General features: G+C 62.9%; 11 protein-coding genes. 5 read left to right on the top strand and 6 right to left on the bottom strand.

Annotation, left to right across the window (positions count from 1 at the left end):
- Positions 1–44: 44 nt before the first annotated feature.
- Genes ACFWXH_RS24545 through ACFWXH_RS24565 form a run of 5 tightly spaced genes read left to right on the top strand, consistent with a single transcriptional unit; the run spans position 45 to position 5,884 of the window.
- Positions 45–992, top strand: a complete 948-nt coding sequence (locus ACFWXH_RS24545; RefSeq protein ID WP_379123945.1) for an ABC transporter permease — start codon at positions 45–47, stop codon at positions 990–992.
- On the top strand, positions 970–1,857 hold the full coding sequence (locus tag ACFWXH_RS24550; RefSeq protein ID WP_379123946.1) for an ABC transporter permease: 888 nt from the start codon (positions 970–972) through the stop codon (positions 1,855–1,857). Before ACFWXH_RS24545 ends, ACFWXH_RS24550 begins: the two co-directional genes overlap by 23 nt.
- Positions 1,854–2,834, top strand: coding sequence for an ABC transporter ATP-binding protein (locus ACFWXH_RS24555; RefSeq protein ID WP_379123947.1), 981 nt, complete (start codon positions 1,854–1,856; stop codon positions 2,832–2,834). Before ACFWXH_RS24550 ends, ACFWXH_RS24555 begins: the two co-directional genes overlap by 4 nt.
- A gap of 35 nt (positions 2,835–2,869) precedes the next feature.
- Complete coding sequence (locus ACFWXH_RS24560; protein ID WP_379123948.1) at positions 2,870–3,841, top strand: ABC transporter ATP-binding protein; 972 nt, start codon at positions 2,870–2,872, stop codon at positions 3,839–3,841.
- 15 nt (positions 3,842–3,856) lie between these two features.
- Positions 3,857–5,884 (top strand): CocE/NonD family hydrolase, encoded by a 2,028-nt coding sequence (locus tag ACFWXH_RS24565; RefSeq protein WP_379123949.1) that lies wholly within the window; start codon positions 3,857–3,859, stop codon positions 5,882–5,884.
- Positions 5,885–5,908: 24 nt separating this feature from the next.
- On the opposite strand, the gene ACFWXH_RS24570 is transcribed toward ACFWXH_RS24565, so the two are convergent.
- The 6 genes from ACFWXH_RS24570 to ACFWXH_RS24595 form a co-directional block, all read right to left on the bottom strand.
- Positions 5,909–6,568: a TetR/AcrR family transcriptional regulator gene (locus tag ACFWXH_RS24570; RefSeq protein WP_379123950.1), complete on the bottom strand. Its 660-nt coding sequence runs from the start codon at positions 6,566–6,568 to the stop codon at positions 5,909–5,911.
- 294 nt (positions 6,569–6,862) lie between these two features.
- A complete protein-coding gene (locus tag ACFWXH_RS24575; RefSeq protein WP_379123951.1) occupies positions 6,863–8,404 on the bottom strand; it encodes an ABC transporter permease in 1,542 nt (513 codons plus the stop codon).
- A 1-nt stretch (position 8,405) separates the two neighbouring features.
- The gene (locus tag ACFWXH_RS24580; protein WP_379123952.1) at positions 8,406–9,491 is read right to left on the bottom strand and encodes a glycine betaine/L-proline ABC transporter ATP-binding protein; all 1,086 of its coding nucleotides are present in this window, start codon (positions 9,489–9,491) and stop codon (positions 8,406–8,408) included.
- Positions 9,492–9,564: 73 nt separating this feature from the next.
- Positions 9,565–10,530, bottom strand: a complete 966-nt coding sequence (locus ACFWXH_RS24585) for a glycine betaine ABC transporter substrate-binding protein (RefSeq protein ID WP_379123953.1) — start codon at positions 10,528–10,530, stop codon at positions 9,565–9,567.
- Positions 10,531–10,673: 143 nt separating this feature from the next.
- Positions 10,674–12,233: a trimethylamine methyltransferase family protein gene (locus ACFWXH_RS24590; protein WP_379123954.1), complete on the bottom strand. Its 1,560-nt coding sequence runs from the start codon at positions 12,231–12,233 to the stop codon at positions 10,674–10,676.
- A gap of 17 nt (positions 12,234–12,250) precedes the next feature.
- Entirely contained in the window at positions 12,251–14,710 is a 2,460-nt protein-coding gene (locus ACFWXH_RS24595; RefSeq protein ID WP_379123955.1) for an FAD-dependent oxidoreductase, read from the bottom strand.
- Positions 14,711–14,718 lie beyond the last annotated feature (8 nt).

Genomic DNA, 14,718 nt, shown 5'->3' on the forward strand with positions numbered 1-14,718 from the left:
GGGGAGCCACGGCATGAGGCCGAGCGGATCGACCGGGTCCTGAGATGCTTCAGTATGCGCTGAAACGGCTGGGACTAAGCGTGGTCATCGTGAGTGTCGCGATGGCGATGCTGTTCGCCATGATTTACGTGATCCCAGGCGATCCGGCCTCCGTGGCGCTCGGTCCGCGCGCTACGCCCGAGATGGTAGAGGCACTGCGCAGTCGCATGGGGCTGGATCAGCCGATCTGGGTTCAGTTCGCCAGATTCTATTTCTCCGCGCTTCGCGGCGATCTGGGCATCGAGATCCTTTCGGGGCGACCCGTGCTCGGCGTGGTGTTCGAACAATTGCCGTTCACGCTGGCCCTGATTGCCGGGGCGATCTCTTGGTCCGTTCTGCTCGGCATTCCGCTAGGCTGCGTCGCCGCGATCCGGCGCGGCGGCTTCGTCGACCGCGTCATCGGTGTTCTGTCCGTCGCGGTGATCGCCGTGCCGTCCTTCGTCATCGCGATCTATTCGCTGCTGATCTTCGCCGTCGCCCTGCAGTGGTTGCCAGCCATCGGCGCCGGGGAGCCTGGCAATCCGGGCAGCCAGTTGAAGCATCTCATCTTACCCTCGCTCGCAATCGGCGTCGGCTGGGTGGGATACATCGCGCGCATGGTGCGGGCCTCGATGCTGGAGACGCTCGAAGCCTCTCATATCCGCACCGCGCGGGCGTTCGGCCTGCCCGAGTCACGCATCACCTATTCCTACGCGCTGCGCATCGCCATCCTGCCAACCATCACGCTGCTCGGCGTCGGCGTTGGCACCATGGTGTCCTCGGCGGTCTTCGCCGAGATCGTCTTTGCCCGGCCGGGCATAGGCAAATTGGTCTACGAGGCGATTTCCGTACGCAATTATCCAGTCGTCACCGGCGCGGTGCTGGTCACAACCGTTTTCTTCGTCGTGGTGAACGCTCTCGCCGACATCATCATTGCTGCGTTGGATCCTCGTGTCAGATCAAGCTTTAGTTGACCAGCCGCCGCGGCGGCGCTTCGCCGCCATCGGCCCCATTTTCAGGCGCATTGTTCGCGAGCCGCTGGGCGCGTTCGGCCTCATCCTGGTTGTGATCGTCGTGTTCTCCGCGCTTTTCGCCGACGTGATCGCCAGCTACCCGCCGACAAAGCTCTCGCCCGCCGAGCGCTTCGCACCGGCGAGCTTCCAACATCTGTTGGGCACCGATCATCTCGGCCGCGATCTGTTCTCGCGCGTACTCCACGGCGGCCGCATCGCACTGGCCATTGCGCTTGGCGCGACCGGATTATCCCTGGCCGGCGGCATCCTGCTCGGCCTCATCGCCGGCTATGGACCGCGCTGGCTCGACAATCTGCTTCTGCTGCTTTTCGATGCCATCAAGAGCTTCCCCACGGTGATGTTGGCGCTCGCGCTCGTCACGCTGACGGGGCCTTCGCTGCTTGCGGTGCTGGCCGTGGTGGTCCTGGTCAATGTGCCAGGATATGCCCGCATCATCCGCACCCAGACGCTTGTCCTGAAGTCGGCGGAGCATGTGATGGCGGCGCGCTCGATGGGAGCCGGCACGGCGCGCATCCTCGCCGTCCACATATTGCCCAACGTCATCGGCCCCATTCTCATCCTGGCGTCGATGGATATTCCGGTCGTCGTGGCGATCGAAGCCGGATTGAGCTTCCTCGGCCTCGGCGTCAGGCCCCCTCTGCCGAGCTGGGGCGCGATCCTGAATGACGGCTTCGTCAACATCCGCGATTCATATTGGATCGTGGTTGCCGGAGGCGTGCCGATTATCCTCACCACGCTCGGCTTCACCTTCCTCGGCGAAACGCTGCGTGACGTGTTCGATCCCAGGCTGAAGAGGCGCCAATGACGATCCTTGACGTCAAGGACCTGAGCGTCGACTTCGTCACCGAGACCGGGACACTGCAAGCGCTGCGCAAGGTGAACCTCGCGGTGCCGGCCAACCGTATCGTAGGCGTCGTCGGTGAGTCCGGCTGCGGAAAGTCGACCTTGATCAACACCGTTCTCGGCCTGCTCGCCGAGAATGGTGCGGTGACGTCGGGCGAGATCCTGTTCGAGGGCCAGAGTGACCTCGTCCACCTCGACGCAAACGGCATGCGGGCACTGCGCGGACAAAAAATCGCGACGGTCTTCCAGGATCCGATGGGCGCGCTCAACCCTGTGCTGTCGGTCGGTCGGCAGATGCGCGACATCCAATATCGGTCGGCCCTGTCTCGCAAAGAAAAGGATGCGCGTTCGATCGAGATGTTGCGCAAGGTCCGCATCCCCGACCCCGAGCGTCGGCTGGCACAGTTTCCACACGAATTCTCCGGCGGCATGAAGCAGCGTATCGCAATCGCGATGGCGCTTCTGATGCAGCCGTCCCTGCTGATCGCCGACGAGCCCACGACAGCGCTGGACGCGACACTGGAAGTCGCCATCATTGAACTGTTGAAGGATCTACAGCAGCAGATCGGCTGCTCGGTGCTGTTCATCTCGCACCACCTCGGCGTCATCGCCGAATTGTGCGATGACATGATCGTCATGTACGCCGGCGAGGTCGTCGAGCACGGCTCGACACGCGATATCTTCCACAATGCGCGACACCCCTACACCAAAAAGCTGCTCGCTTGCGATCCGGCGAGGCTCTCGCGCCGCGAACCGCAGCTGCCCACCATTCCCGGCACGCTACCCGACCTTCGCGACCGACCGAAGGGCTGCATTTTCCAAGCGCGCTGCGAATTCACCGACGAGGCCTGCGCAGAGATGCCCCCGGACATCCCGATCGGTGGCGCCCATGTCACGCGATGCTGGCACGCCGAAAAAACGGCCGGGGCGCGTGCATGACAACGGAACCCCTGCTCGCAGTCTCCGACCTTCGGGTGCGTTTCCGCATCGGCGGCGTGATCAGCGCGCTCGCCGGTCGGCTGACTGAAATCGAGGCCGTCGCCGGGGTCGGTTTCACCCTGGAGCGCGGCCAGACGCTCGCGCTCGTGGGCGAATCCGGTTCGGGCAAAACGACGCTCGCGCGCGCCGTCAACGGCCTCCAGCCGGCGGCGAGCGGCTCGATCCGCTTCGACGGCCGGGAACTGGGCAGTCTTTCGAACGCGGGCTGGAAGCCGTTGCGGCGCAAGATATCGATGATGTTCCAGGATCCGGTCGGCTCGCTGTCACCACGGCTCAGCGTTCGGTCGCTGCTCGCGGAGCCATTCGCCATCCATGGCCTGTCCGGGCGCAGCCTCAACGCCGAAGTGGAGCGCCTGCTTGCCTTGGTCGGTCTTCCACGCGATTTCGCCGACCGTTATCCGCACCAGCTCTCCGGCGGGCAGGCTCGCCGGGTCGGGGTTGCAAGGGCCGTTGCGCTCGACCCCGTGCTGATCATTGCCGACGAGCCGACGGCCGGTCTCGACGTGTCGATCCAGGGCGAGGTGCTCAATCTGCTCAACAGCTTGCGCGACCGCATGGGCTTGTCGATGCTCATCATCACCCACAATCTGCACGTTGTGCGGCAGATCGCCGATCGGATGGCGGTGATGTATCTCGGGCGCTTTGTTGAGGAAGGCGAGACGGAAGCGATCTTTCAGGCGCCGCGGCACCCATACACGGCCGCACTGCTTTCCGCGAATCCCGAACCTGATCCGGACAAGGTGCACAACCGCATCGCACTGCCCGCAGACGTGCCGTCGCTGCTCGACCGGCCTTCTGGGTGTGAGTTCCACACCCGTTGCCCGTTCGCTCAAGACATCTGTGCAGGTCAGGTGCCTGCCTCGTCCGCGCTCGGGACTAGCCGGCTCACATGCCATTTCCCGCTCGATGCGGGCCCGCGCGCCGTCAAGACAATTGCCACAACCTAAGAGAAGGTTCGCCCGATGAAAGACATCCGCGTGGTCACCGATTTTCCGCGCAAGGTGCATGAGATCGAGAACCTGTGGATCCCGATGCCCGACGGCGTGAAACTTGCTGCCCGCATCTGGCTCCCGGTGGACGCCGAGGCAGATCCCGTGCCTGCTATTCTCGAATACCTGCCCTACCGCAAGCGTGACGGAACGGTGGAGCGCGACGCGCTCACGCATCCCTACTTCGCCGGTCACGGCTATGCTGGCGTGAGGGTCGACATGCGCGGCAGCGGTGACAGCGAAGGCATCTGCAAGGGTGAATATCTCAAGCAGGAGCAGGATGACTGCCTCGCGGTGATCGAATGGCTGGCGAAGCAGCCCTGGTGTTCCGGCGCGGTCGGCATGATCGGCATCAGCTGGGGCGGCTTCAACGGGCTCCAGGTCGCCGCCCGCCGGCCGCCGGCACTGAAGGCCGTCATCACGTTGTGCTCTACCGACGACCGCTACAATGACGACGTCCACTATCTCGGCGGCGCGCAGATGTGCGACAATCTGAACTGGGGTACCACCGCCTGGGCAATCGCCATGACGCCGCCCGATCCGCTGATTGCAGGGGATCGCTGGCGCGAGCTTTGGGACGACCGCTTAAACGGCAACGGCATCTGGATGCAGGACTGGTTCGAGCATCAGCGCCGAGACGAATTCTATAAGCACGGCTCGATCTGCGAGAACTACTCCGATATCGAGATCCCCGTTTACGCAGTCGGTGGCTGGGTCGACGGCTATCCAAACCCGATCTTCCGAATGATGGAAAACCTCCCGGGCGTTCGCAAGGGGCTGATCGGTCCCTGGGGACACAAATATCCTCATTTCGCCATGCCCGGCCCGCGCATCGGGTTCCTCAAGGAATGCCTGCGCTGGTGGGATCAATATCTCAAGGGTATCAACACCGGCATTGCCGACGAGCCCATGCTGCGTGCCTGGATCCAGGATCCCGCGCCGCCAGCTGCCATTTATGACGAGCGCCCCGGCCACTGGGCCGCCGAGCCTTCCTGGCCAGGGCCCGGAGCCGGCGAGCGCTCTCTCGCTTTGTCGCCAGGGCGCCTTGGCGAAAGCGCCGGCAGCGACGACGTGCTGACAATCTGCTCGCCGTCAACGGCGGGCCTCTCCTCCGGAACGTGGTGCGGCTATGGGGCCGTGCCGACATTGCCGGTCGATCAGCGCATGGAAGCCGGCAACGCACTCATCTTTGAAACGGAGCCTCTGCAGGAAGCCGTGGAGATTCTCGGCTTCCCGGAATTTGAGGTCAAACTCTCCTCGGACAAGCCGGTCGCGCTGGTCTCGGCAACCTTGTCACTCGTGCTTGAAGACGGTGCGGCTGCACGCATCAGCTATGGGATCCTGAACCTCACGCATCGGGATGACGACCTCGAACCCCAACCCATGAAGCCAGGCAAGGTCGAGACGGTGCGCATGAAATTGCGTTGCTGCGGCCAGCGCTTCGAGAAAGGTCAGCGCATCCGGCTCGCCGTCGCGACGGGACATTGGCCGATTGTCTTTCCGGCACCAGAGAAGGCGACACTGTCGATCCATTGCGCTGGCAGCAGGCTGATCCTGCCGGTGCGCGAACCACAGGCCCTCGACGCGACGCTTGCGGACTTCGAAGCGCCGGAGAGCGCGACGCCCATGGCACAGGAAGTAGTCAAATCCGGCGAGCCTTTCCGGCGCGAGGTGACGACGAATCAGGTGACTGGCGAGACTATCTACACCGTCGTCAGCGACACCGGGACTGTGCGCCACCCGCACACCGGCATGATTGTGTCGGCCAGGCAGACAGAGGTCTACGCCATTCATCCCGACCATCCAAACTCGGCGCGGGGAACCGTGACCTGGGACAAGTCCTACGCGCGAGGCGACTGGAACGCCAGCGTTTCGGTTTCCGCAACGGTTCGTGGGCTGCGTGATGTCTGGCGCATGGAGACGCACCTCGTTGCGCGTACCGGTGACGAGATCGTCGTTGATCGTGAAGAGGTCAGGGAATTTCCTCGCGATCTGAATTGATCCGAGGGGCACCGGAGGCCGGCGCTATCGAACTGCCGAGGCAGCGAGCTCATCGTCAGCGGCACGGGAACTGCGGGGTCGCCTCCGTATCTTTTCGGCAAAGGCCTCCACCTCCCCTTCGCGAGGTTCTTCGCCCGTGTGTGTGAGCAGATAGGCAGGCGTCAGGGACAGGCGGTTGCTCACCGGCTCTACGATTTCAAGCGAATAATAACCGATCTGGGTGAAGTACAGCACGCGCGCCCGCACGAATGCCTCCACATGTTCGTAGCCATGTCGCGAGAACATCGCCCGGATGGCGTCGACCCGTGTGTCGTCCTCCTCGTTCACGATCCGATGCACTTCGGCTGACTGGCGCGACCAGGCGCGCACGGCGAAATCCAGCCGCGGATCGAAAAGCGATTCATCCAGCCAGCACTCGAAGACGTTGAGCACTGCCTGCGTTATCGACGCGGCGGGCCTGTCAGCCTGCTTGACGATGAAGCGGGTGTTGTTGTCACGCCAATGATCGAGAAGCTGGTGCAGCAAGTCCTGACGGCTTTTAAAATACCAGTAGAAGCTGGAGCGGGACACATCCAGCTTCTGCCCGAGCGCAAGGATCCGCACAGCCTCCACGCCCTCGGAGATCAGCGTCTCCAGCGCGAGTTTCATCCAGTCCTCGCGCGTTACCTTGGTGTTGCCACTCAAGCCGGGCCGCCGTGCAACTTCTGGTACGCTGGAATCGGAAAGCATCGCGAGTCCGATAAGATTTAACCGTCGGCTAGTTAGACCGGAAACCGAACAGCCACAAGACCAGAGCAATTCCCGGGGCGTCCTAGAAGATCGATATGCTGCCGCGATCGATCTTTTGCAAAGAAATGACTATCGCTGAAGCGCTCGACGCCTCCGCTGCCCTGCTCCGACTGCTTTCCATAAAACAGATGTCACTCCGGAAGCTTCGCGTCATCGCCATCTGTTCGGGATTATCGAGCGTATTCGGAGCTATTTGCCCGATTGCGAAATGTTGCCCTGGACAATGCGATCGATCACCATGGCGCAGAGCAGGATTGCGAAACCAGCCAGAAGCCCCTGCCCCACGGCGGCATACTGCAATGCATTGAGTACATCCTCGCCAAGCCCCTTCGCTCCAATCAGCGAGGCAATGACAACCATGGAAAGACACATCAGGATCGTCTGGTTGATGCCGGCCATGATCGACGGTTTGGCCAACGGCAAGTCCACACGCGTGAGGAGAAACCATCGCGTCGCGCCATATGCCTGCGCGGCCTCGCGGATGCTGACCGGAACGCCCTGCAGGCCCAGCGCCGTCAGGCGCACGACGGGCGGTGTGCCGAAGATCAGCGTGGCGATGATGCCAGGTGGCTTGCCGATGCCGAAGAGCGCGATGACGGGGATGAGGTAAACAAAGGCCGGCATGGTTTGCATGAAATCCAGCACCGGGCGTATGGCCGCATAGACGCGCGGCCGGCGTCCGCACCAGATACCCAGCGGAATCCCGATGGCCAGACACAGGATCGCCGCCGTGCCGAGCAGGGCGATCGTGTCGAGGCTCTTTTCCCAGAAGCCGAGCAATGAAAGATAGGCGAGCGCCGCGCCGGTGAAGATGGCGACGCGCGGGCCGGCAACCTGCCAGGCAAGCAGCAGGATCAGCGCCATCGTAACGGGCCATGGCATGGAGGCCAGGACATAGGCCAGAGCATCGAGAAAGCCGGACAGACCCCGGGTGATGAGGCTGAAGAAGCCGTCTCCCGACTGTGCCACTTGCCGCATCACGCCATCGAGCCCGGATGACAACGCGGCCTGCCAATCCCTGTTCGACGGCGCAGCCGCCAGCCACGACGGCGGAGCAGCCGTGGCAAAACGATACGCCGTGAGTGTAAAGACCGCGACGCAGAAGAGCGTGGCGCATGATGCAAGCAGGTGGTTCCGGCCGTTGTGAAGGGTTCGATCCGAACGCCACCGAGTGAAGCGGCGTTCAAGCATGCCGTTGGCAAGCAGCCCGCCGAGAGCGGCGCTGAATGCCAGCGTGGCAAGGCCGCTTGCCAGAACGCGCGGACCTCCAGCGCGCGCCGCGGTTGCGGTCGCCACCGCCTTGGCCGCCGCACGCTCGAGAGCCTTCGCCGATTTTTCCAGGCCATCGGCATTGGCGGCGCCCGCATCTCTGGCAGCCTGCGCCTGTTTGGCTCGTTCGCCCGCCTGTTGCGTCAGGCGGTCGGCACGGCTCTGCTCCGCGGCACCAAGGTTGCCGGAAGCGCCGATGCTGATCTGGGCGACGGCCGCCATGTGGAGCAGCAGCGTTATCCAGAACAACACCAGCAGATTTCGCGAGGCCGCCCACGCAGGCCCAAGAAGTGCCGCGGTAGGGTTGAATGACCAGGCTCTTCCGGTCGCGTTCCTGATCCTTGCGAAGGCGCGGACATAGTAGTCAGAACTCTGGACCGCGAATTCGCGGATAAGCGCGTCCTCGGATCCGGCCTCTTGCGGGACCGCGAGGGCGGGACGCGAGGGCGTATGCGAATTCACCTCATATCCCCTTTCTCAAACCGTCGAGGATCGACTGGCGATCGACGATACCGACGATAACACCCCTCGCGTCCTCGACCGCCAGCGGATCGGGCGAGACCGCCGCAATCTCCACGAGAGTGGACAGAAGATCATGTTCGGCAACCCTGCGCAGTCCTTGCTGCTCCGGCCCGGCCTTGGCAACAGGCTGCATGACGCGGCGCGCGGTGATGACGTTGAGGCGCGAGATATCGGCGATGAAGCGAGCCACGTAATCGTGCTTCGGTGCCGTGACCATCTCTTCCGGCGTGTCGGTCTGGATGATCGCGCCGTCTTTCATGATGGCGATCCGGTCGCCGATGCGGATCGCTTCGTCGAGATCGTGGGTGATGAAGATCACCGTCTTGCCCATCGACTTGGAAAGGGCCACGAACTCGTCCTGAAGCTGTCGCCTTATCAACGGATCGAGCGCGCTGAAAGGCTCGTCCATCAAAAGGATTGCCGGATCTGCCGCGAGAGCGCGCGCCAGTCCGACGCGCTGCTGCATGCCTCCCGATAGTTCCTGGCAATAGCGGTCCCCCCAACCCGACAGATTGACCTTCGCCAGCGCGGCCTCGGCGACGTCGAAGCGGCGTTGCTTGCCCGCGCCCTGGATCTCCAGCGGCAGCGCGACGTTGTCGCGCACCGTGCGGTGAGGCAGCAGCCCGAAGCTCTGGAACACCATGCCGATCTTGCGCGACCGCAACGCGCGAAGCTCCGTCGGGCTCTTCGCCATGATGTTCTCGCCATCGATGAAGATTTCTCCGGCGGACGGTTCGAGCAGGCGATTGATGTGGCGGATCAGCGTCGATTTCCCACTGCCCGAAAGACCCATCACGCAGAAGATCTCGCCGCGGGCAACCGAGATGTCGATACCCGCGACCCCGACCACGCAGCCGAAGCGCTCCGAGACTTGCTGCTTGTCGAGCCCCTGGCTCCGGATCGCCTCGATCGCTTCGCGCTCGCGGCCACCGAAGACCTTCCACACCGACTTCATGACGATGGCGGGATCGGGATCCGGCACCGTGGCGTCATACGCGACGGAGGTTGTGCGATGCGCCTGCGTCATCGCGGCATGCCCTTGCGGGAAACGAACCCGTCCGTCTTTGCAACCAGCCTGTCGCGATGCGGAGCCCTGCCGTTCAGTGGCCAAACCACTTGGAAACCGTTTCGGGATTTGCCTTGATCCAATCCTTCGCAACCTCGTCCGCAGGCTTCTTGTCCACGATGATGGAATAGGCCCATTTGCTCACATCATCAGGATTGAATTGCATGCGTTCCAGCGCGGCGACAAGATCGGGCTGCCTGTCCGTCAGCGATGAAGCATAGGCGACATGGACCGTTGTCTTGGCATATGCCGACGCGATCTTGGATTTCTCGAACCATTGCGGGTCTTCGTTGGCCTGGACAACGACAAACTTGGCCGGATCATTTTGCGGCTCTTCGAGGAACTGCAGCTTGTAGCGCGCGAAATTCTGGTGAGGCCCGTAGCAATATCCAATCCAGGGCTTGTCCTGATTTGCCGCGCTGTCGAGCGTGGCGTTCGAGATCGCCTCGTCCGTCGCTTCGAGATTGAAGAAATCGGCGAAGCCGTAATCCCGGGCGCGGACCTTCTCGATATTGGTCGACTGCCAACCCGGCGCCCCGATCCATATGTTGCCCTTCCCGTCGCCGTCACGGTCGAAGATCTTGGCATTGTCGGGATTGGCCAGATCCGAGACGTTCTTGATGCCGTGTTTGTCGTAGGTGACCTGCGTGACACAATAGCCCTGCCTAGCTTCGTATCCGTTCTCGGCCAGCTTAACCGACTTCTTGTCCTTGACGTATTTGTCGACGAGCCCCTGCTGATTGGGAAGCCAGGTGTCCGGCCAGATGTCGACCTCTCCCTTGTTGCGGTCCATCGCCTCCCAGATCACCGGCACCGCAGTGGTCGTGACCGTCGATATCGACAGGCCGAGTTCCTGCTCCGCCGCCGCCTTGATCACATTCATCACCGCCGTGGCGGTCGCGTAGTTCGGGTCCGGCATGGTGACGTCGGCGGATAACGCCGATGCCGTCGTGGCGAACAGCGTAACGCCGAGCGATAAACCGAGAAGACAATGTTTCATGAGGTTCCCCAATCCTGATGCCGGATTTTCTCTGATCTTGCCGTCAGGTTAGCGGAAGGAACAGGCAATCCATCCCATATTCTTTTGCATTAGCAAAAACGATGACTCGCATAAGGCCTTGACCAGCAAAGCGCTTTTACCGCTCAGAAATAGTCCTGGTCCGGCATGCTCTCCTTGCGCCTGGCGATGAAGGCCTGCAGTTCTTCGTCGACCGCGGGGTCGAGGCCCGGGTCCGTATAGTCGGCCAGAAGCTTCTTCCACCGGAGGTTGGCACGCTGGGCAGCATCCAGGCCACCCTCGGAATTCCACTGCTCGAATGAATTGTTGTCGCTGATCGTCGAGCGATAGAACGCAGACAGGAAGTTCGACTGTGTATGGGCGCTGCCGAGGAAATGCGACCCCGGCCCGACTTCCTCGATGGCTTCCATAGCCTGAGCGTTCGGCGAGAGGTCGATGCCCTCGAACAGGCTCATCACCTTGCCGCAGAGGTCGGCATCTATGATGGTCTTCTCGAAGCCTGTGACGAGTCCTCCCTCCAGCCATCCCGTGGCGTGATTGACGACATTGGCGCCGGCGAGAAGCGACATCAGCAAGCCCCATGTCCCCTCCTGCTCCGCCTGCGCATCGGGCAGCTTGGATGCCGAAAGCGTGCCCACCGTATGAAACGGGACCCCGAGCCTTCTCGCCAGCTGACCGGCTGCCAGGACCATCTTTGCCGCTTCCGGCGTGCCGAAAGTCGGCGCGCCGCTCTGCATGGAGATGGTGCTGGCAAAGCTTCCCATCAGGCAGGGAGCACCCGGGTTGATGAGCTGCACGAGAGAGAGGCAGGCAAGCGCCTCGGCCAGCACCTGCGCCAGCGTGCCGGCAACCGTGCAGGGGCTCATCGCACCGGCAAGCGTCCAGGGCGTGCAGGCGACCGGCTGGTTGTTGCGTGCATAGACCTTGAGCGAACCGGACATGTTGGCATCGAGCACAAGCGGCGCGTTGGTGTTGCTGACGTTGTAGAGCACGGCGTTGTTTGCGACGAATTCCTCGCCGAAGACGATCTTGGCTATGTCGACCGCATCCTGTGCCCGCATCGAGCCGATGAACGCGCCCATGAAAGGGCGGTCCGAATAGCGCACATGCGTGTAGAGCATGTCGAGATGACGCTTGTTCGCTGGAAGATCGACAGGTTCGCAAACCACACCGCCAGAATGATGCAGGTATGGGATCATCTGATGAATCCGCACCAGATCGCGAAAGTCGTTCAGCGTCGCATAGCGACGGCCCCGGTCGAGATCGTGCACGAAAGGCGGGCCCCAGGATGGACAAAGCACAGTGTTGTCGCCGCCGATCACAACGGTGTTGGCGGGATTGCGGGCATGTTGCTTGAATTGCTGCGGAGCGGTCGCGCGAACGATCTTGCGGCACATGTCGGGCTCGAAGCGGACGCGCGTTCCCTTCACGTCGGCTCCGGCATCGCGGAAGAGATCGAGGATCTCGGGATCGTCATGGAATTCCATTCCGATCTCCTTGAGCAGACGGTCGGCATTGGCCTCGATCAGGCTCAGGCCCTCCTCATCGAGGATGTTGAACGTTCCGATCCTGCGACTGATGTAAGGGCGGCGCGGCTCCTGGGAGCCTCGTTGCACGAGACGCGCGGCGCGTCCGCGCGAGCGCGCCGGGGACGCTGCCTCGCCAGGTGTGACGACATCTTCCATCGTGTCTCTCCAGACGTTCAAAACGACGCCGCGGGCTGCAAATGATCCAGCCCACGCAAACGCAGATTTCGCGGATCGTAAGGGGCTTCCTCCAGCTCTAGCGCCGCGAGTTCCTTGCCGAGGATCGATATGTCGAACTCACGTCCGGCTATCCCTGGCTTGAGATAGGCGAGCGCCAGCACCTTGTTCGTGCGAAAGCCATACCCCCCGCTGGTGATGACGCCGACCGGCCGGCCTTCGCGCAGAACAGCGTGGCTGTAGAACGGAAGCCGTTCGCCATCGTCCTCGATCTCCAGCAGCGCCATCCGCCAGGGACGCGCCTTCTGGCGTTCGAGCATGGCCTCGCGGCCGATGAAGGAGCGTCCGTCCGTCTTGACCAGGGCGCTAAGCCCGGCCTCAAGTGGCGTGCGCTCGGTCGTCAGGTCGGCGCCCCAGCCGCGATAGCCTTTCTCCAACCGCATGAAGTTTAATGCATAGACGCCGAAGGGACGCAGGCCATATTTCGCACCTGCCTTGACGATCGTGTCGTAGAGGCGCCGGAACTGCGCGAGCTGGACATGCAGCTCCCATCCCGGTTCACCGGCGTAAGATACCCGAAGCGCCGTCACCTTGATGCCGGCGATCCTGATCGTCTGCGCCGACAGCCACGGGAAGGCTGCATTCGAGAAATCGACCTCGCTGACCGCTTGCAGGACGGCGGCAGCGTTCGGCCCCATGACGCCCAGGACACCTCGCCTTTCGGTGATGTTTTCGATGACGACACCGGGAAACGAAGCAGAGCGGGCACGAAGCAGGTCTTCGTCGTGTCGTTCTGCCAGTGCTGCGCTGGTCAGGTAGAAACGGTGTTGTTCGAGCCGCGTGACGGTAAACTCGGACGCGACACCGCCCTTCTCGGTCAGAACATGGATGAGGCCGATGCGGCCAAGGCGCGATGGCGGCGTGTTGGCGCCCAGCGAGGCCATGAACGCTTCGGCATCCGGTCCGCTCACATCGAATTTCGAGAAGGCCGAGAGGTCGATGACCCCGACGCCGTCCCGCACGGCAAGACATTCCCCTCTTACGGCATCCAGCCAGCCCGGCCGTCTGAACGTGAGCGGCGGATTGCATCCGCTATCTGCTTTCGCGAACCAGTTGGGTCGTTCCCACCCGTAGGCGGCGCCCAATACCGCCCCCTGCGAAAGCTGCACGTCGAGCGCCGGCGTGGTGCGACGCGGTCGCCCCGCCTCGCGTTCCTCGTAAGGATAGTGAACGCCGAATTGCAGGCCGAAGCACTCCACAGCCCTGTCGACGCGGTAGTCGCGGTCGGCATAGTTGCCGAACCGCCGGGGATCGATGGCCAGTGCATCCCTCGGCGGCTCGCCGTCGACGATCCAGTCGGCAAGGAAGGCCCCGGCTCCGCCGCCTTCCATCACACCCATGCTGGAGCCCGTCAGAAGCCAGCCGTTCCTCACTCCGAAAGCAGGCCCCACCAGCGGATTGGCGTCGGGCGTGAAAGTGATCGGGCCATTGACGACGGTCTTGATGCCTGCGTTGGCAAGTGCAGGCACCCGTTCCATGGCCAGTGCGATGATATGTTCGACGCGATCGAGATCCGGCGGCAGCAGTTCCATGCCGAACTCCGGAGGAACGCCGTCGATCGCCCAGGGATGAGCCGCCTTCTCGTAGGGTCCGACGATGTAGCCGTCCCTCTCCTGGCGCAGATACCAGCTTTCCTCCGGGTCGCGGATGATCGGCAGTTCCCTTTCGCCGCCGGCGATCCGCTCGGCGATTTCAGGCACCGTATCGGTGACGACATATTGATGGAGCATCGGCACGACGGGCAGGTCGATGCCCATCATCGTACCCACTTCCCGGCACCAGGTGCCGGCGGCGTTCACGACATGCTGTGCCCTGATGTCCCCTTGCGCAGTGCGCACCAGCCACTCACCCGAAGCCATGCGCTGGATCGAGAGGACAGGATTGTGGCGCATGATCTCAGCACCGCGCGAACGCGCTCCCGCGGCCATCGCGTTGGTGGCAAGCGTCGGGTCGACATGCCCGTCATTCGGCTCATAGAAGGCGCCGAGGATGCCGTCGGTTTCGCAGAGCGGGTATATTTTCTTCAGCTCGGCAGGTGTCAGAATCTCGAAGTCGTAGCCGACGAAGCGGCCAAGGCCCTGCACGTGACGGAACTCGTCCATCCGCTCCTGCGAGCGCGTTACGCGCAGCGCGCCGCTCGGATGGAAGCCGGTAGGCAGGCCGGTTTCAGCCGCCAGCACCTCCCGGTAGAGCCGCACGGAGTGGGCCCGCATCTCCATGATCGTGGCATTGTGGGCGAAATGCGTGCAGAGCCCTGCGGCGTGCCAGGTCGAGCCCGCCGTCAGTTCCTGCCGCTCGACAAGCACCACGTCGCTCCAGCCGCGCTTGGCCAGATGGTAGAGAAGGGAAACCCCCATGGCGCCGCCGCCGATCACGACGACGCGGGCATGCTGTCTCATAGTGTCTC

The organism is Mesorhizobium sp. NPDC059054, from assembly GCF_042739215.1.
In the GTDB taxonomy this organism is placed as follows: Bacteria; Pseudomonadota; Alphaproteobacteria; order Rhizobiales; family Rhizobiaceae; genus Mesorhizobium.